Source organism: Microbacterium sp. JZ101, assembly GCF_053903175.1.
Genome location: NZ_CP096400.1, coordinates 317,611 through 335,712, shown reverse-complemented (window position 1 = coordinate 335,712; position 18,102 = coordinate 317,611). Strand labels below are relative to the sequence as shown.

The 18,102-nt window shown below is 73.4% G+C and carries 12 protein-coding genes; 9 read left to right on the top strand and 3 right to left on the bottom strand.

Features of this window, described 5'->3' with window-relative positions:
* Window positions 1–10 precede the first annotated feature (10 nt).
* Entirely contained in the window at window positions 11–1,282 is a 1,272-nt protein-coding gene (locus M1D56_RS01485; RefSeq protein WP_456284454.1) for an ABC transporter substrate-binding protein, read from the bottom strand.
* 142 nt (window positions 1,283–1,424) lie between these two features.
* Here M1D56_RS01485 and M1D56_RS01480 point away from each other — a divergent pair, with 142 nt between their 5' ends.
* From M1D56_RS01480 to M1D56_RS01460, 5 genes are all read left to right on the top strand, one after another.
* Window positions 1,425–3,251 (top strand): gamma-glutamyltransferase family protein, encoded by a 1,827-nt coding sequence (locus tag M1D56_RS01480; protein WP_456284453.1) that lies wholly within the window; start codon window positions 1,425–1,427, stop codon window positions 3,249–3,251.
* Between the two features lie 104 nt (window positions 3,252–3,355).
* Complete coding sequence (purS, locus tag M1D56_RS01475; protein ID WP_282979291.1) at window positions 3,356–3,604, top strand: phosphoribosylformylglycinamidine synthase subunit PurS; 249 nt, start codon at window positions 3,356–3,358, stop codon at window positions 3,602–3,604.
* A complete protein-coding gene (gene purQ, locus M1D56_RS01470; protein ID WP_271173448.1) occupies window positions 3,601–4,308 on the top strand; it encodes a phosphoribosylformylglycinamidine synthase subunit PurQ in 708 nt (235 codons plus the stop codon). The genes purS and purQ overlap by 4 nt, the downstream gene beginning before the upstream one ends.
* A gap of 177 nt (window positions 4,309–4,485) precedes the next feature.
* Window positions 4,486–5,415 carry a 2-hydroxyacid dehydrogenase gene (locus tag M1D56_RS01465; RefSeq protein ID WP_456284452.1) on the top strand — a complete coding sequence of 310 codons (930 nt, stop codon included), beginning with the start codon at window positions 4,486–4,488 and terminating at the stop codon, window positions 5,413–5,415.
* Window positions 5,416–5,569: 154 nt separating this feature from the next.
* Complete coding sequence (locus tag M1D56_RS01460; RefSeq protein WP_456284451.1) at window positions 5,570–10,393, top strand: lamin tail domain-containing protein; 4,824 nt, start codon at window positions 5,570–5,572, stop codon at window positions 10,391–10,393.
* A gap of 63 nt (window positions 10,394–10,456) precedes the next feature.
* Here the strand turns inward: M1D56_RS01460 and M1D56_RS01455 are convergent, their stop codons facing one another.
* Window positions 10,457–11,011, bottom strand: coding sequence for a nucleotidyltransferase family protein (locus M1D56_RS01455; protein ID WP_282979289.1), 555 nt, complete (start codon window positions 11,009–11,011; stop codon window positions 10,457–10,459).
* Between the two features lie 74 nt (window positions 11,012–11,085).
* On the opposite strand from M1D56_RS01455, the gene M1D56_RS01450 reads away from it, so the two are divergent.
* The 4 genes from M1D56_RS01450 (at window position 11,086) to M1D56_RS01435 (ending at window position 17,204) form a co-directional block, all read left to right on the top strand.
* Complete coding sequence (locus M1D56_RS01450) at window positions 11,086–12,186, top strand: XdhC family protein (RefSeq protein WP_456284450.1); 1,101 nt, start codon at window positions 11,086–11,088, stop codon at window positions 12,184–12,186.
* Window positions 12,187–12,271: 85 nt separating this feature from the next.
* Window positions 12,272–13,654 carry an 8-oxoguanine deaminase gene (locus M1D56_RS01445; RefSeq protein ID WP_456284449.1) on the top strand — a complete coding sequence of 461 codons (1,383 nt, stop codon included), beginning with the start codon at window positions 12,272–12,274 and terminating at the stop codon, window positions 13,652–13,654.
* Entirely contained in the window at window positions 13,645–14,481 is an 837-nt protein-coding gene (locus M1D56_RS01440) for an FAD binding domain-containing protein (protein WP_456284448.1), read from the top strand. The genes M1D56_RS01445 and M1D56_RS01440 overlap by 10 nt, the downstream gene beginning before the upstream one ends.
* The gene (locus tag M1D56_RS01435) at window positions 14,478–17,204 is read left to right on the top strand and encodes a molybdopterin-dependent oxidoreductase (protein WP_456284447.1); all 2,727 of its coding nucleotides are present in this window, start codon (window positions 14,478–14,480) and stop codon (window positions 17,202–17,204) included. The genes M1D56_RS01440 and M1D56_RS01435 overlap by 4 nt, the downstream gene beginning before the upstream one ends.
* On the opposite strand, the gene M1D56_RS01430 is transcribed toward M1D56_RS01435, so the two are convergent.
* Complete coding sequence (locus tag M1D56_RS01430; RefSeq protein WP_374727761.1) at window positions 17,189–17,941, bottom strand: SDR family NAD(P)-dependent oxidoreductase; 753 nt, start codon at window positions 17,939–17,941, stop codon at window positions 17,189–17,191. The two genes, M1D56_RS01435 and M1D56_RS01430, sit on opposite strands and share 16 nt — an antisense overlap.
* Window positions 17,942–18,102: the final 161 nt, after the last annotated feature.

The following is an 18,102-nucleotide window of genomic DNA, read 5'->3' as shown; positions in this document are numbered from 1 at the left end:
CGGAGGGGCGTCAGAACGCCGAGACCTCCTCGACCCACGTGTCCCAGCTCGTGTCGGCGTCCTCGATGCCGTCGAACACCCGGGTGACCGCGTTCTGCAGCGCGTCGTGGAACTGGAAGTACTTCGGCCCCTTCACGGGCGAGACCTCGACGGCCTCGGCGCGCGCGATGCCGATCTCGCCGGTCGGCGCGTCGTTGAAGTACGGGTTCGAGAAGCCGGTGAGCTCGGCGTCCTCGTACGCCTCGGGCTGGCTCGGGAACGTGCCCGCGTTCACGAACGCCTTGACCTGCGTCTCGGGCGACGTCAGCCAGTCGGCCAGTTCCTGCGCGGCCGTGACGTTCTCGCCGTTCGCCGGGATCACGAGGTACGAACCGCCCCAGTTGCCGCCGCCGCCCGGGAAGACGTCGGCGATGTCCCAGCCCTCGATGTCGGGCGCCTCACCCGAGATGATGCCGTGCATCCAGCCCGGGCAGAGCATCGCGGCGAACTCGCCGTTGGCCATCGAGGCGTACCAGTCCTCGCTCCACTGGCCCGCGTAGGCCGAGATCGGCACGGCCTTCTCGACGACCGTCTCGTACGCCTCCTGGACGTCGGGGTTCTCGGTGGCGACGACGGTGCCGTCGGCCTCCTCGTAGGTGACCTCGATCTGGTTCATGAGGCCCTGCAGCACCGAGTTCGCGGAGTCGATGAACGGCTTGCCCGTCTTGTCGACGTACTCCTGGCCCACGGCGAAGAAGTCGTCCCAGGTCGTGAAGAGGCCCGCGACCTCGGCCCGATCGGTCGGCAGGCCCGCTGCCTCGAAGAGGTCGGACCGGTAGCAGACCGCCTGCGGGCCGATGTCGGTGCCGTATGCGACGAGGTTGCCGTCGGCGTCGGTCGCCGCGGCCTCCTTCCAGTCGAGCCAGCGGCCCTTGAGGTCCTCGGGCACCGGCGCGAGCAGGTCGGCGTACTCCATCATCTCGGCGAACCAGTCGACCTCGACCGCCTCGATGTCGGCGAGGCCCGTGTTCCCGAGCTTCTGGAAGAAGTTGGCGCGGGCGTCGTTCGACGTCGCCGCCTTGTTGTGGACGATCGTGACGTTCGGGTGCTCGTCCATGTACTCCTGGAGGAGCTCGTCGGTGTAGCCGAAGTCGTTGAAGGTCGAGATCGAGATCTCGACGGGAGCGTCGGGATCGGCGGCGTCGGCGCCCTGCGACGAGCCGGAGCAGCCCGCGAGGGCGAGACCGCCGATGGCGAGGGCGCTGACCGCGGCGGCTCCGCGGCGGAAGGCACGAGTGTTCACTGTCACTCCTTTGTGGTGGGTGTGGGACCTGTCGTGAGAGCGCTCCCACGACATGCTCACGGACTCTATGGGAGCGCTCTCACATCCGTCAAGTCGATATTTCGACGGCCGAGGTCGAAATTTCGATGCGAGGGTGGAGGACATGGCGTTCTCGACACCTGCTGCGTTCACGACGCGACCGGACCTGACCGGCACGTTCGGGATGGCCGCCTCGACGCACTGGACCGCCACCGGCGTCGCCCAGTCGGTGCTCGAGCGCGGCGGCAACGCCTTCGACGCCGCGGTCGCCGCGGCCTTCACGCTCCACGTCGTCGAACCGCACCTCAACGGGCCCGGCGGCGACCTGACCGCGATCATCCGACCTGCCGGCACCCCTCCCCGCGTGCTCGTCGGGCAGGGCCCGGCGCCCTCGGCCGCCTCGGTCGCGCACTTCCGGTCGGAGGGCCTCGACCTCGTCCCGGGCGCGGGCGCGCTCGCGGCGGCCGTCCCGGGTGCCGTCGACGCGTGGCTCCTCCTCCTGCGCGACCACGGCACATGGGAGCCGGCGGATGCTCTCGCCTACGCGATCGGGTGCGCCAGGGAGGGCCATCCCGTCCTCCGCAACGTGGTGACGACGATCGAGGGCGTGTCGGCGCTCTTCCGGGACCACTGGCCGACCTCGGCGGAGCGGTGGATGCCCGGCGGCCGCATCCCGCGCCCGGGCGAGATCGTGACGAACCCCGAGTACGCGGCGCTGCTCGAGGAGGTCGCGACCCACGCCGCGGCCGTCGCGGGGACCCGCGTCGCGCGGATCGACGCCGCGCGGGTGCGGTGGCGCGAGATCCTCGGCCGCGCCGCGGAGGAGCTCGCTCGCACACCGCACCGCCACTCCGACGGCCGCGATCACGCCGGCGTGCTCTCTCGCGCGGATGTCGAGGCGTTCTCGGCGAGCTGGGAGCATCCGACGACCGCGACGTTCCGCGGACGGACCATCGCGAAGACCGGGCCATGGGGGCAGGGCCCCGTCCTGCTGCAGGCCCTGAAGATCCTCGAGGGGTTCGACGACGACCGACTCGACCCGTCGACCGAGCTCGGAGCGCACACGATCCTCGAGGCGCTGGGGCTCGCCTTCGCCGACCGCGAGGCCTGGTACGGCGAGCAGCTCTCCTCGGACGACCTCGCGTACATGCTCTCCGACGAATATGCCGCGGAACGGCGGGCCCTGATCGGCGATCGGGCGGCGCTCGCCCCGCGCCCCGGACGCCTGCCCGGCCGCCCGGCGCCGACCATCCGCCCGCTTCACCGCGACGCGGCCGAGCTCGCAGCGGGGGTCGGCGAGCCGACCGTCCCGGGAGCCCGTCCCTCCGAGAGCGGACTCGAGACCGACGCCCGCGGGGTCGCCCGCGGCGACACGTGCCACGTCGACGTCGTCGACCGGTGGGGCAACATCATCTCGGCGACGCCGTCGGGCGGCTGGCTGCAGTCGTCGCCGGCCCTTCCCGGCCTCGGCTTCTGCCTCGGCACGCGCCTGCAGATGACCTGGCTCGATGAGACGTCGCCGTCGGCGCTCCGCCCCGGCGCGCGACCGCGCACGACTCTCACGCCGACCCTCGTGCTCGAGGGAGACGAGCCGGTCATGGCGCTCGGCTCCCCCGGAGGCGATCAGCAGGATCAGTGGCAGCTGCTCTTCCTGCTCCGGGTGCTCGTGGGCGGATGGTCGCCGCAGCAGGCGATCGACGCGCCGGCCTTCCACACGACGGCCTTCCCCGGCTCGTTCTGGCCGCGGACGGGCACGCCCGGCGGCGCAGTCGTCGAGGACCGACTCGGCGACGACGTCATCGCGGGCCTCGAGCGCCGCGGCCACGCCGTGACCCGCGCCGGCGCATGGGCCCTCGGGCGCCTCTCCGCGGTCACGCGCGACCCGCGGACCGGGCTGCTCGGCGCCGCGGCGAACCCGCGCGGCGCCCAGGGCTACGCCGTGGGGCGCTGAGCCGAGCACCGCGACCAGCGTCCCACGGCAGCGCGGCGGATGGCGCGGGTCTCGGCGACTAGAATGGTCCCGATTCCCCGCCCGCGACATCCGGAGCTCATCTCATGCCCACCATCGTCGTCGACGTCATGCCCAAGGCCGAGCTGCTGGACCCGCAGGGCAAGGCCGTCACCGGGTCGCTCGCCCGTCTGGGCCACGGCGCCTTCCAGAACGTCCGCATCGGCAAGCGCATCGAGCTCACGGTCGAGGGCGAGGTCACCGACGAGGTGCTCGCCGAGGCCAAGACGGTCGCCGACGAGATCCTCTCGAACGCCGTCATCGAGGATGTCGTGAACATCGAGGTGGTCGAGTGACCGCCCGCATCGGGGTCATCACCTTCCCCGGCTCCCTCGACGACCGCGACGCCCAGCGCGCGGTGCGGATCGCGGGCGCCGAGCCGGTCGCGCTCTGGCACGGCTCGCACGATCTCGAGGGCGTCGACGCCGTCATCCTCCCCGGCGGGTTCTCGTACGGCGACTACCTGCGCGCGGGCGCCATCGCCGCGCATGCGCCGATCATGGCCGAGGTCGCGGACGCCGCGGCGAAGGGCATGCCGGTGCTCGGCATCTGCAACGGCTTCCAGATGCTCGTCGAGGCGCACCTCCTTCCCGGCGGCCTCATCCGCAACGCGCACCAGCAGTTCATCCGCCGCGACCAGCGCCTCCGCGTCGAGAACGCGTCGACCGCCTGGACGAACGCGTTCGAGCAGGGCGAGGAGATCGTCATCCCGCTCAAGAACGCCGACGGCGGCTACATCGCCGACGACGAGACGCTCAAGCGCATCGAGGGCGAGGGCCAGGTCGCGTTCCGCTACCTCGGTGTGAACCCCAACGGCTCGCTCGACGACATCGCCGGCCTCACGAACGAGCGCGGCAACGTCGTCGGCCTCATGCCCCACCCCGAGCACGCCGTGGAGCCCGGCTTCGGCCCCGGCACCCCCGCCGCCATGCGCTCGGGCATCGACGGGCTGCGGTTCTTCGAGTCGGCCATCGCGGCCGTCGTCGCGCAGACCGCGTAGCGCGCTCAGCGGCCGGGGCACCCTCCCGAAACCAGGAGGATCGCGCTTTCCCAGGACCGGATCGCGTCCATCCGTCCTGGGAAAGCGGCATCCTCCTCGGGAATGGCGGGCCTGGCGCGAACCGCGGGCCTGGCACTCCCCGGGGCTTCGGCGTGCCCGCGCCGGTAGCCTCGAAGCGTGACTGCACTGACGCTCTCCGTTCCCACCGACGAGCTCGTCGCCGACGTGACGGCGCTGCTCGACCCCGCGCTCGACATCGACGTCGTCCTGTGGGACGGGCAGGATGCGCCGCCGCGCGACCGCATCGACATCGTCGTGCCGCCGTACATGCGCCAGGGCCGAATGCTCGCGCGGCTGCCCGAGCTCGAGTGCCGTCTCGTGCAGGCGCAGGCCATCGGCTTCGACGGCGTCGAGGAGCGCCTGCCTCCGGGGACCGTCTACGCGAACGCGGCGAGCGTCCACGAGACCGCGACCGCCGAGCTCGCGGTCGGTCTCATGATCCTCGCGCAGCGCGGTCTCGACCGGATGGTGCACAGCCAGGAGCGCGGCGAGTGGCACAGCTTCCGGATGCCCGGGCTCGCCGATCGGCGGATCGTGCTGCTCGGCTTCGGCGGCGTCGGCAAGGCGATCGCGCGTCGTCTCGCGGCCTTCGAGGTCGACCTCGTGCCGGTCGCCTCCCGCGCGCGCGACGAGGACGGGCTGCACGTCCACGCGCTCGACGAGCTCGACGAGCTGCTTCCCGGCGCGGAGATCCTCGTCAACGCGCTCCCGGGCGGAGAGGAGACGCGCCACCTCATCGACGCCGCTGTCCTCGGGCGACTCCCCGAGCACGCGCTCCTCGTGAACGTCGGCCGCGGGCCGACCGTCGACACCGACGCGCTCGTCGAGCACGTCCGCCGCGGGCGCATCCGCGTGGCGAGCGACGTGTTCGACCCCGAGCCCCTTCCGGAGGGCCATCCGCTCTGGTCGCTCGACGGCGTCTTCATCTCCCCGCATGTCGGCGGCAACAGCGGCGCGATGCGCCCGCGGATCGCGCGCCTGATCGCGCGGCAGGCCGAGCGGATGGCGCGGGGCGAGGAGCCCGAGAACGTCGTCATCCGGACCTGATCGCGGACGCACCCCTCGGTGCGGCCCCTCTTTCGACACCTGTCGTTCACCGTTCGGACAGCGGGCGTCACCGCGAGGTTGACCGGGATCGCTAGCGTGCGGGTCATCGCCGTCTCGACGGCCCCTCTCCCGCATCTCTCCCGGAAGCACCCTCATGCCCGAACATCGTTCGGCGCGCCCGGGGCTCACGCGGTCGCTCGCCTTCGCGACGACCGCCGTGATCCTCGCGAGCTGCGCTGCCCTCGTCCCCGTCTCGGCGACCGCGGCGGAAGGAGGTGCCACGCCGCCCGTGTTCGTGTCGGAGATCCTCGCGAATCCCGCGGGAGCCGACGAGTTCGAGTACATCGAGGTCACCAACCCGACCGATGCGCCCGTGCCGCTCTCGAGCCTCTCCTTCGCGTACACCTACGTCGACTCGGCCGACACGGCGCGCGACGTCGCGCTCACGGTGGACGGCGACGCGACGATCGCCCCCGGCGGGTCGGTCGTGCTGTGGGTGAGCTACGCGAACAGCGACGGCACGCTCGACTCCTTCGCGCGCACGGCGGACGAGTTCCGCGCGGCCACCGGCACGCCCGAGGGCACGCAGGTGCTCCGCGTGACCGGACAGCCGGGGATGGCCAACGGCGTCGGGCGCGGCATCCGCGTGAGCGACGCCCACGGCATCCTCACCTGGTCGTTCTACCCGACCGATTCGATGGCGACCGATCTCGGCGTCGACTTCTCGGTGCCATCCGCCGTCGGCGAGCCCGCCCCGGTCGTGGCGACCCGCACGGCGATGACCCCCGGCGCGGTCTCGCCCGCGCAGCTCACGCCCACGACGCCCGAGCCCGAGCCCACCGAGACCCCCGAGCCGACCGCGACGCCTGAGCCGACGCCCGGCGATCCGGCCGACATCGGCGTGCTCGAGCCGGACCCGTCGGTCGTCGCCGCGCCGCTGCAGATCACGGAGGTGCTCCCGGATTCGGAGAACGTCGGCGGCGCCGACGGCTACGAGTTCATCGAGGTCTACAACGCCACGAGCGCTCCGATCGACTTCGCGGACTACGCGATCACCTACCTGTACCCGCAGGACTACGAGACGAACACCAACGAGGCGCTGTGGCCGTCGTCGCCGCGCGACGTCGTGATCCCGGGCGGCGAGACGCTCGTCCTCTGGATCAAGAACGCCGGCAACGCGGGTCTCGGCGCCGCCGACTTCAACGCGAAGTTCGGCACCGACCTCGTCGCCGGCGAGAGCCTCGTCGAGATCGCGTCGGCTGGCATGGCCAACGGCTCGGCGCGCGGTCTCGACATCCGCACGAACACGGGCTTCAGCATCAACCGCGCGTACTACAACATGGCGGGAGCCGACGACGTCGACGCCGATCGCGGCATCCGCTACACCGCCTCGGACGACCTCGCCCTGCAGTCGATCGTCGATGCGCGCGCGGCGTCGCCGGGTCGCGTCCAGGTCGATCAGGTGCCGTCCGGCCTCGCGGTCGTGGCCGACGACGCGGTCGCGCCGTCTCTTGCCGACCGCACGGTCGCCGAGATCGACCCGGCCGCCGGCTTCACGGTCGATCTCTCCGTGACCGACGACGTGCGCGTGCGCACGGTCTCGCTCGAGATCCGCAACGACGTCGACCCGGAGTCGCGCGTCGTCAACCTCGTCCACGCCGCGGACGACGAGGCGGCCTACCGGCACACCGTCGGCGCCGCCGACCTCATGGGCAAGCGCTGGTACGAGTACGCCGTCGTCGCGACCGACGGCGTCAACGAGATCCGCACGGAGACCCGCCGCGTCCCGGTCGCGGGCGCGTCGACCGATCCCGTCCGCCTCAATGTGTCGGACGGGCAGTTCATGGGCGGCACGACGACCGTGTCGGCGGCGGGAGAGGACTTCCCGCCCGCGCTCGACCTCGCGATCGACGGCGCGTCGGTGCCGACGCGCGCATCGCTCGAGCACGAGCCGCAGTTCGTGTTCGAGACGTCGCAGACCGACTTCTACTTCCGCAACGGCGTGCGGATCGGCGAGGAGATCCTGCACATCTTCGACGAGGGCACGTACGAGCGCACCGAGACGATCGCCGTCCCCGTGCCGCTCGAGCACATCGCGCAGGGTGCGCCGCTCTCGGTCGACATCTGGGCGGGCACGAAGGCCGGCCCGTGGATCGACGAGTTCGAGAACAACGACGACTTCGTCATCTCGGGCATGCGGCTCGTCCTGCCGGATGGGCGCACGCTGCGCCCCGAGGGCTACGACGACCCGACGCGGATCATCCAGATGGGCGACAGCGCGGGCAAGAACGACATGTTCGCGTCGGTCTTCGCGATCCCCGACGACGCGTTCACGGCGGTCGCACACGACTGGGAAACGACGGCGACCGCCGACGGCGCCCATGAGGTGAGCGCGACCGACGGCACGCACGCCGCGACCGCGCAGGTCACGGTCGACAACACGGCCCCCGAGATCGCACCCGCGATCGAGGACGGGCGCGTGTACCAGGGCGAGATCGTCCTGGACGCCGAGGTGTCGGATGGCGCGGGCTCGGGCGTCGCGGAGGTCGTCGCGACCCTCGACGGCGAGCCGGTCGAGCTCGGCACGCGGACCTCCTCCGTCGAGCTCGCAGCCGGGGAGCACGTGCTCGCCGTCACGGCGACCGACCACGTCGGCAACGCGGGCGAGTCCACGACGACCTTCACGGTGCCCGAGGAGCAGCCGGGCGCCGACGGCTTCGCCCCCGATGAGGGCGCCGAGGTCGAGGCTGGCGACGTCATCCTGCAGGCGACGGTCACCGACCCCACGGGCGACCCGCTCGACGTGTCGTTCCGCGAGGGGCACCGCTTCGAGCTGGGCGATGAGGAGGTGACCGCGGTGAGCGGCACGACGCACGACGCGTCGGCCCTCGAGCGCGACCTCGAGCCGTCGGCCGAGCCCGCGCCATCCGCCGGTGCCGCAGCGGCCGCAGCGGACCTGCCGACGACCACGGGGCTCGCCCCCGTGACGTCGACCGACGCGCTGCCGTACTACACGTTCGACGTCGCCGTCCCCGACGACGCGGGCGAGGGCGCGACCGCGCGCCTCACCTGGTCGGGCTCGGCCGACGCGCACGCGCAGGTCATCCTGTACGCGCTCGCGGCCGACGGCGCCTCATGGATCGAGATCTCGCGTCACCTCACGGCGTCGGAGGGCGAGGAGTTCACGCTCACCGGCTCCATCCCCGTGGCCGAAGCCGCGCACGACGGCGTGATCACGGCGCTCGTGCAGCACTCCGAGGGATTCGCCGGCGCGAACCTCTCGACGCGCGACTCGGAGGTCGCCCCCGCGCACCCCGACGACACGCCCCGCTCGGAGTACGACTTCACGATCGCGTGGGAGTCGGACACGCAGTACTACAACGAGGAGTTCACCCAGCACCAGGCGGCGATCCACGACTACGTGCTGGGGCAGCGCGAGGCGCAGAACATCCAGTACCTCATCCACACGGGCGACGTCGTGGACGACTACGACCAGGAGTACCAGTGGCTGAACGCCTCCCCGCAGTACGCGCGCCTCGATGACGCCGGTATGCCCTACGGCGTGCTCGCGGGCAACCACGACGTCGGGCACGGCGTGAGCGACTACGCGAACTTCTCGCGGTACTTCGGGGAGGCGCGCTATGCCGACCGACCCTGGTACGGCGAGAGCTTCGAGGACAACCGCGGTCACTACGACCTCATCACCGCGGGCGGGATCGACTTCATCATGCTCTACATGGGATGGGACCCCCAGCAGAGCGCGATCGACTGGATGAACGAGGTGCTCGCGCAGCACCCCGAGCGCATCGCGATCATCAACCTGCACGAGTTCATGCTCACGACGGGCGGACTCGGACCCGTGCCGCAGCAGATCATGGACGAGGTCGTCGCGACCAACCCCAACGTGCGACTCGTCTTCTCGGGGCACTACCACGACGCGTTCACGCGCGTGGACGAGTTCGACGACGACGGCGACGGCGTCGCCGACCGCAAGGTCCACGCGATGCTGTTCGACTACCAGGGCCTGCCCGAGGGCGGTCAGGGCTTCCTGCGCCTGCTGCAGTTCGACAACGTCGGGCAGCGGATGGCCGTGCGCACGTTCTCGCCGTCGCTCCAGCGCTACAACTCCGACGAGCCGAGCCTGCTGGGCCCCGCCGAGGACCCCTACCTGCACCAGGACTTCGAGGTGCCCTACGCGGATCTCGGGATCGCGCCGAGCGACAAGACGCTCGCGACCTCCGCGTTCACGGCGGAGATCCTCACCGCGAACGAGATCGACGCCCTCGCCGGCGTCGAGAGCGGCACTGTGGCTGCGGTCAAGTGGCCGCTCGAGGTGCTCGGCGACCACGGCTGGTTCGTGGAGACGCGCGACCCGCACGGCGCCGTCGAGGTCTCGGCCGTGCGCACCTTCACCCTCATCGAGGCGACCGAGGAGCCGGGCGAGACGCCCGGCCCCGAGGAGCCGGGCGAGACGCCTGGTCCGGGTGAGACGCCCGGTCCGGGTGAGACGCCCGGGTCCGAGCAGCCGGGCGAGACGCCCCGGCCGGAGGAGACGCCGGACTTCGGCGAGGGCCCGGGCGGACCGGACTCCGAGGAGACGCCCGAGCCGGAGGCGCCCGCGGGCACCCCCGAGCCCGAGGAGACGCCGAAGCCCGAGGGGTCGCCCTCGCCCGAGGCTCCGCGCCCCGAGGAGACGCCGGCGCCGCAGGCCCCCGCCCCGGAGCAGTCGCCCGAGTCGGAGGCCCCGGAGTCGGAGCAGCCGGTTCCGCCGGCCGAGTCGACGCCCGAGGCTGCCCCCGAGGACACGGCGCCCGAGGACACGGCGCCCGAGGACACCCGCGAGGAGCCGACCGCGGACGAGCAGCGGGAGCTCGAGCCGACCGGCATCACGATGGCCGCGACGCTCGTGGCCGCCGCGCTCGCGCTCATCGCGCTCGGAACGGCGCTCGTCGCCCGCGCCCGCACGCGCCGCAGCTGACACCGCGCACCCGAAGCGGCCGGATCCCGATGGATCCGGCCGCTTCGGCGTCTCTCGCCTCCCTCAGCGCGTGTCGATATCCTCGCCCGACCACAGGTCGCCGCACTCGACCTCGCGCACGCGGTTCGCGACGAGGTAGGGGCGCGCTCCCCGGTCGCCCGACAGCGAGGCCGTCAGCGCGTCGACGTGCGCGGAGCCGATGACGGCCGGATGGCCGGGCCGGCCCCGGTAGACGGCCTGCGCGAGGGCGGTCGGCGGATCGCCCGCGGCCGCGAGCACGCGCCGGACGGCCGTGCTCGGAAGCTCAGGGACGTCGACGGTCGCGACGACCACCGCGTCCGCGCCCGCAGACGCGGCGAGCGCGGAGCGCAGGGTGGCGGACATGCCGTCCTGCCAGTCGGATGCCACGACGATGTCGGCGCGGTCCGGCACGAGTGAGCGCGCCGCTGCGGCCCGCGCTCCCAGGGCGACGACGACGCGATCGCAGCCGCCCTCCTCGAGCGCCGCGACGACGCGGGCGAGCCAGGGCGTGCCATCCGCCGTGCGCGCGAGCGCCTTGGGCCCGCCGAAGCGCGTGCCGGCGCCGGCCGCCAGCACGATCCCGCAGATCGCCGCCATCCTCCGACCGTAGCGCGCCGATCTCACAGCGCTCCTGTCTTCTCCGTGAAACATGGGGAGGGATAGCGTGGAGCATGCTCGAACTCGCGTCGGCTCTCCTCGATCGGCTCGCGCGCGGCCGACGCGCCGCGGTGATCACCGTGACCCGCGTCGCGCGCAGCGCGCCCCGGGGTCTCGGCGCGTCGATGGCCGTGACGGATGAGGGCGAGGTCGTGGGCTCGATCTCGGGCGGATGCGTCGAGGGCGACGCGGTCGTCCTCGCGCACGCCGTGCTGGCCGACGGCGTCGCCCGCACCGCGACCTTCGGCTTCGACGACCGGACGGCGCACGCGGCGGGCCTCGCGTGCGGCGGCCAGGTCGACGTCATCGCCTACGAGGTCCGCGCCGCCGACCCCGTCGCGATGCGGGCGCTCGAGCGGGCGGCGGATGGCCGCGCGGCGACCGCGGGGATCGTCCTGGAGGGCGCGGACCGCGGTCGGATCGTCGCCTCGCGCGACCTCGGCCCCGCGTCGTCGGCCGCGTTCGATGCCGCGGCGCTCCTCGCCGAGACCCGGGTCGTCGGCCGTCCGGCGGTGCTGGCGGTCTCGAGCGCCCCGCGACCGCGCCTCATCCTCGCCGGCGCGACCGAGCACGCCGCGGCGCTCTGCCGTGTCGGCGCGGCGGCGGGCTTCGCCGTGACCGTCGTCGATCCGTGGGAGCTGCTCGTCACGCGCGAGCGCTTCCCCGATGCCGACGACCTCGTCGCCGCCCTCCCGCACGAGCACCTCGCGCGCCTTCCGGAGAGCGCGGTCGACGCGCGCACGGCCGTGTGCGTGCTCACCCACGACGCGCGGCTCGACGTGCCGGCCATCCGCCAGGCCCTCGCCCTGCCGATCGGGTTCGTCGGGGCGCTCGGCGCCCGCGCGACCGTCGCGCGGCGCGCCGAGCTCCTGCGGGCGGAGGGCGTCTCCGACGCCGACCTCGCGCGGCTGCACGCCCCGCTCGGGCTCGATCTGGGCGGCTCGGCGCCCGAGGAGACGGCGGTCGCGATCCTCGCGGAGATCCTCGCCGCCCGGCATGGGGGAACCGGCGCGCCGCTGCGCGAGCGGACCGGGCCGCTGCACCGCGACCGCCCGGCGGCCGAGGCCGCGTGCGCGGCTCCTCCGCGTAACACCGCCGTGACACGGGGTTCCTAGGATCGGCGTGAGCGTGTCCTATCACCATGACTCCGCGCACGTCAGGGCGGGGACTGCGACGTCCGTCACAGACCCCAGGAGCGACATGAGCACCATCGCACCCGCCCGCACGATCATCGAGGGCGGCTACGTCGTCACCGTCGATGACCACGGGACCGAGCACCGCACGGGTCACGTGGTCATCGAGGGCGGGCGCATCGCCGCGGTGGGAGCGGGGGCCGCTCCGCCCGAGCTGCGCGCGGGCGCCGAGGTCGTCGACGCGACGGACTGCCTCGTCACCCCGGGCCTCGTGAACACCCACAACCACCTCTTCCAGTGGCTCACCCGAGGGCGCGCGCAGGACGCCATCCTCTTCGACTGGCTGACGGCGCTCTACCCCCTGTGGTCGCACATCGACGCCGACCTCACGGGCGAGGGCGCCGCCGGCGCGATGGCCGTGCTCGCCCGCTCGGGCTGCACGACCGTCGCCGACCACCACTACGTCTTCCCGCAGGGCTCCGGCGACATCGTCGGCGCGCTCGTCGCGGCCGCGGACGAGATCGGCGTGCGGCTGCACGCGACCCGCGGGTCGATGGACCTCGGCGCCTCGCAGGGCGGGCTGCCGCCGGACGCCGCCGTCGAGGAGACGGACGCCGCCCTCCGCGCATCGCAGGAGGCGGTCGAGCGCTGGCACGACCCGAGCCCGGACTCGCGCATCCACATCGCGATCGCGCCGTGCTCGCCGTTCTCGGTCACCGGCGACCTGCTGCGCGAATCGGCGGCTCTGGCTCGCGCCCTGGGCGTCCGCCTCCACACGCACGCCTCCGAGACCGCCGAGGAGGACGCGTTCTGCGCGGAGCGCTTCGGGATGTCGCCGACGGCGTATCTCGAGGGCCTCGGCTGGCTGGGTGACGACGTCTGGATGGCGCACGCCGTGCACCTCGACGACGCCGCCGTCGCGCGGTACGCGGCCACCGGCACGGGGGTCGCCCACTGCCCGTCGTCGAACGGGCGGCTGGCGGCCGGGATCGCGCCCGTGCGCACGATGCTCGACGCGGGCGTGCCCGTCGGCCTCGGCGTCGACGGGGCGGCGTCCAACGAGTCGGGGCAGCTCGGGGTCGAGATCCGCGAGGCCGTGCTCATGGGCCGGCTCCGCTCGGGCGCTGACGGGATGAGCGTGCGGGACGCCCTTCGGATGGCGACGGCCGGCGGCGCGCGCGTCCTCGGGCGCGAGGACGCGATCGGGGCGCTCGAGCCCGGACTGCTCGCGGACGTCGCCGTGTGGTGGATCGGGGGCGTCGAGCACGCCGGCATCCTCGACCCGGTCGCGGCGCTCGGCCTGGGCGCCCTGCCGCCGCTGCGGCGGCTTCTCGTCGGCGGGCGCACGGTCGTGGCGGACGACGTGCTCGTCTCCTCCGACGAGGGGCGGATCGCCGAGCGGGCGACCGCCGCATCGCGCGCGCTGGCGGAGCGGGCGTCATGGATCTGAACGCCGTCGAGACCTATCGGCGCGCACGCACGCGCGCCGACCTCGCCCTCGCGCCGGGCGAGGTGCCGCTCGCGGGCGGCACGCTGCTCTTCAGCGCGCCGAGCCCGCTCATCACGGGGCTCGTCGACCTCACGACGCTCGGCTGGCCCGACCTCGAGCCGTCGGCCGACGGCCTGCGCATCGGCGCGACCTGCCCCATCGCACGCCTCGTCGCGTTCGCGGAGGGCCGCGACGCGCTGCGCCCCGATCCGACCTGGACGGCCGTGCCGCTCTTCGCCGACGCCGCGCACGCCCTCCTCGCCTCCTTCAAGATCTGGAACACCGCGACGGTCGGCGGCAACATCGCCCAGTCCTACGCCGCGGCGGCCATGGTCGCGCTCGGCGCGGCCCTCGACGCCGAGGCGCTCGTCTGGACCCCCGACGGAGGCGAGCGCCGGATGCCCGTGGCCGAGATCCCGGCAGGGAACGGCCTGAGCGCGCTCGGCCCGGGAGAGATCATCCGCGCCATCGACATCCCCGCGCGGGCCCTGCGGGCGCGGGCCGCGCTGCGCCGGATCGCGCTCGCCGAGCTCGGGCGCTCGGGTGCCGTCGTGACCGGCCGGGTGGACGAGGGCGGAGCCGCGGTGTTCGGCATCACGGCGAGCGTCGAGCGCCCCGTCGTGCTGCGCTGGCCATCCCTCCCGAGCGCGGCCGACCTGAGGGCGGCGGTGGCCGGCGCCGAGGGCTGGTACACCGACCCCCTGGGCGCCGCCGACTGGCGCCGCGGCGTCTCGGTCGTCCTCGCGGAGCGCTGCCGCGCGGCCCTCGCGGAAGGAGACGCGGAATGAGGCTCACGGTCAACGGCTCCCCCGTCGACGCCGATCCGCGCCCTGGTCAGTGCCTGCGCACGCTCCTGCGCGAGCACGGGCACACCGAGGTGAAGAAGGGCTGCGATGCCGGCGACTGCGGCGCGTGCGGCGTGCTCCTCGACGGCGTCCCTGTCCACTCGTGCCTCATCCCCGCCGTGCGCGCCGAGGGCGTCGCGGTCACGACGGCGGCCGGGCTCGCTCCGGGCGACGAGCTCCACCCCGTGCAGGAGGCGCTCGCGACCGGGTTCGGGTTCCAGTGCGGGTTCTGCACGCCGGGGATGAGCGTGACCGCGTCGTGCCTGCACCCGGGCGACGAGCGCGACCTCGACCGGCGCCTCAAGGGCAACCTCTGCCGCTGCACGGGATACCGCCCGATCCGCGAGGCGATCGCGTCGACGCTCACGGCCGGGCGCGAGACCGGGCCCGGCTCGTCCCAGGAGGAGGCCGGCGGCGTCGGCCGGTCCGTCGTGCCGGAGGCCGCCCGCCGGATCGTGCAGGGGCGCGAGCCGTACACGTTCGACGAGGTGCCGGACGGGGCGCTCATCCTGCGCGTCCTGTCGTCGCCCCACTCGCACGCCCGCATCACGTCCATCGACACGACCGCGGCCGAGGCGGTGCCGGGCGTCGTGGCGGTCTTCACGCACCGCGACGTGCCCGGCATCCGCTACTCGACGGGGCGCCACGAGCACCGCACCGACGACCCCGACGACACGCGCATGCTCGACGACGTCGTGCGGCACATCGGCCAGCGCGTCGCGGCCGTCGTCGCCGAGACCGCGGCGGCGGCCGAGCGCGCCTGCGGCCTCATCGCGGTCGCCTACGAGCCGCTCCCCGCCGTCTTCGACCCCGAGGCCGCGCGCACACCGGGTGCTCCGGCCATCCATCCCGACCGCACGCCCGACGACCGCGTCGCGGATGCCGCGCGCAACGTCGTCGGCGCCGTCCACACGGGGCGGGGCGGCGACATCGACGCCGCGCTCGCGGCGAGCGCCGTCACCGTCGCGGGCACCTGGCAGACGTCGCGCACGTCGCACGCGCAGCTCGAGACGCACGGCGCGGTCGGATGGCTCGAGGGCGACGTCCTGACCATCCGCTCGTCGACGCAGGTCCCGTTCCTCACCCGCGACGAGCTCGCGCGCATCCTCGAGCTGCCGCGCGAGCGCGTCCGCGTCTTCGCGCCCCGCGTCGGCGGCGGCTTCGGCGGCAAGCAGGAGCTCCTCGCGGAGGACCTCGTCGCGCTCGCCGTGCTGCGCACGGGGCGCCCCGCCGCGTACGAGTTCTCCCGCGCGGACGAGTTCCTCCGCGCGCCCGTGCGGCATCCGATGCGCGTGAGCGTCGAGCTGGGCGCGGATGCCGACGGCCGGCTCACGGCGATGCGCCTCGACGTGCTGAGCGACACCGGCGCGTACGGCAACCACGCGCTCGGCGTGCTCTTCCACGGCGTCGCCGAGTCGGTCACGATCTACCGCACGCCCGTGCTCCGGCTCGACGCCGAGGTCGTCTACACGAACAACCCGCCGTCGGGGGCCTTCCGCGGATACGGCCTCGGGCAGGTCATGCTCGGCATCGAGTCGGCCATGGACATGCTCGCCGAGCGGCTCGGTCTCGATCCGTTCGAGGTCCGGCGCCGCAACGCCGTGCGCGAGGGCGACCCCATCCTCGCGGCCGACGGCCACGTCGAGGACGACCTCGTGTGGGGCAGCTACGGGCTCGATCAGTGCCTCGACCTCGCCCAGGAGGCGATGCAGCGCGGTGACGGCGAGACCGCGCCCGACGGCTGGCTCGTCGGCGAGGGGATGGCCGCCGCCATGATCGCGACGATGGCGCCCTTCGGCCACGTGGCGCACGCGTCGGCATCGCTGCGGCCCGACGGGGTCTTCGAGCTGCGCACGGGCACGGCCGAGTTCGGCAACGGCACGACCACCGTCCACCGGCAGATCGCGGCGAGCGCGCTCGGCGTGCCGCTCTCCATGATCCGGCTCGCCCACGCCGACACGGCGCTCGTTCCGCACGACACCGGCGCGTTCGCGTCGGCCGGCACGACCGTCGCCGGCAAGGCGCTCCACGCCGCCTGCCTCGCGCTGCGCGAGCGGATGGTCGGGCTCGCTGCCGCGCGCACGGGCGCCTCCCCGGCGGAGTGCGCGCCCACGGCCGAGGGCGTCGCGACCCCGGCGGGCGTCATCCCCTTCGCGGAGCTCGCGGGGCCCGACGGGATCACCGCGGCCGGCGAGGAGCACGGCGACCGCCGCTCCCTCGCGTTCGACGTGCACGCCGTCCGCGTCGCCGTCGACCCGGAGACCGGCGTCGTCCGCATCCTGAAGTCGGTCCACGCGGCCGACGCGGGCTTCGTCATGAACCCCGCGCAGTGCCGCGGCCAGGTCGAGGGAGGCGTCGCCCAGGGCATCGGCGGCGCACTGTACGAGGAGGTGCTCGTCGAGGACGGGGTCGTGCGGAATCCGATGTTCCGCACGTATCGGGTTCCGCAGTCGGCCGACATCCCCGACACCGAGGTGCTCTTCGCCGACACCGCCGACGCGCTCGGCCCGTTCGGGGCCAAGTCGATGAGCGAGTCCCCCTACAACCCCGTGGCGCCGGCCATCGGCAACGCGATCGCGCGCGCCATCGGCCGGCGCCCCTTCCATCAGCCGTTCACCCGCGAGCGCGTGTGGCGACTGCTGCAGGAGGGTCAGACGGCGGTGTAGCCGCCGTCGATGAGGTAGTAGCCGCCGGTCACGAACGACGCGTCGTCTGAGAGGAGGAACCTGACGACCTTCGCGACCTCCTCTGCCCGGCCCAGCCGCCCGAGCGGGTGCTTGGCCTTGAGCGCCTCGAGCGCCTCGGCGGGCAGCTTCTGCAGGAGCGGGGTGTCGATGTAGCCGGGCCCGACCGCGTTGATGCGCAGCCCCTGCGCGCCGTACTCGGCGGCGGCGTTCTTCGTGAGGCCGACGACCGCGTGCTTCGAGGCCGTGTACGCGGAGTTGCCGAGCGCGGCGACCATCCCGTGGATCGACGCCATGTTCACGATCGCGCTCTCGCCGGCTCCGGCCTCGAGCATCGCGGGGATCTGGTGCCGCATGCCGTAGAGCACGCCGTCGAGGTTGATGCCGATGACGCGGTTCCAGTCATCCACGTCGATCTCGCCGGTCGGCGCCTGGCGGCCGCCGATCCCTGCGTTGTTGACCGCGTAGTTGAGGCGGCCGAACGTCTCCTTGGCGAACGCGACCGCCTTCTCGCTGTCCTCGGCGACCGAGGTGTCGGCGCGGAACGCCGCGGCCTCGCCCCCGGCAGCGGCGATGTCGTCGGCCACGCGCTGCGCGGCATCCAGGTCGATGTCGGTCACGACGACCTTCGCGCCGTGGGCCGCCAGGTCCTTCGCGATGGCCTCGCCGATGCCCGATCCGCCGCCCGTGACGAGGGCGACCCTTCCGTCGAATGACATAATGTTCCCTTCGATCTCCTGCGCGAAGATCCATGCCTTTGCATGAACCCTGACATCTAGACTACGCCTGTCGAAGACAGGCGGGTCGATGCGCGCGCAGCCCGCAACTGCCATCCTGAACCCGTGACCCGTGCGGCTCCACCCCTCACCCCGATGGAACG

Coding starts and splice junctions, on each gene's coding strand:
- M1D56_RS01480 (WP_456284453.1), top strand. CDS start 1,425: ATGGCGTTCTCGACACCTGCTGCGTTCACGACGCGACCGGACCTGACC.
- purS (WP_282979291.1), top strand. CDS start 3,356: ATGCCCACCATCGTCGTCGACGTCATGCCCAAGGCCGAGCTGCTGGAC.
- M1D56_RS01460 (WP_456284451.1), top strand. CDS start 5,570: ATGCCCGAACATCGTTCGGCGCGCCCGGGGCTCACGCGGTCGCTCGCC.
- M1D56_RS01455 (WP_282979289.1), bottom strand. CDS start 11,011: ATGGCGGCGATCTGCGGGATCGTGCTGGCGGCCGGCGCCGGCACGCGC.
- M1D56_RS01450 (WP_456284450.1), top strand. CDS start 11,086: ATGCTCGAACTCGCGTCGGCTCTCCTCGATCGGCTCGCGCGCGGCCGA.
- M1D56_RS01445 (WP_456284449.1), top strand. CDS start 12,272: ATGAGCACCATCGCACCCGCCCGCACGATCATCGAGGGCGGCTACGTC.
- M1D56_RS01440 (WP_456284448.1), top strand. CDS start 13,645: ATGGATCTGAACGCCGTCGAGACCTATCGGCGCGCACGCACGCGCGCC.
- M1D56_RS01435 (WP_456284447.1), top strand. CDS start 14,478: ATGAGGCTCACGGTCAACGGCTCCCCCGTCGACGCCGATCCGCGCCCT.
- M1D56_RS01430 (WP_374727761.1), bottom strand. CDS start 17,941: ATGTCATTCGACGGAAGGGTCGCCCTCGTCACGGGCGGCGGATCGGGC.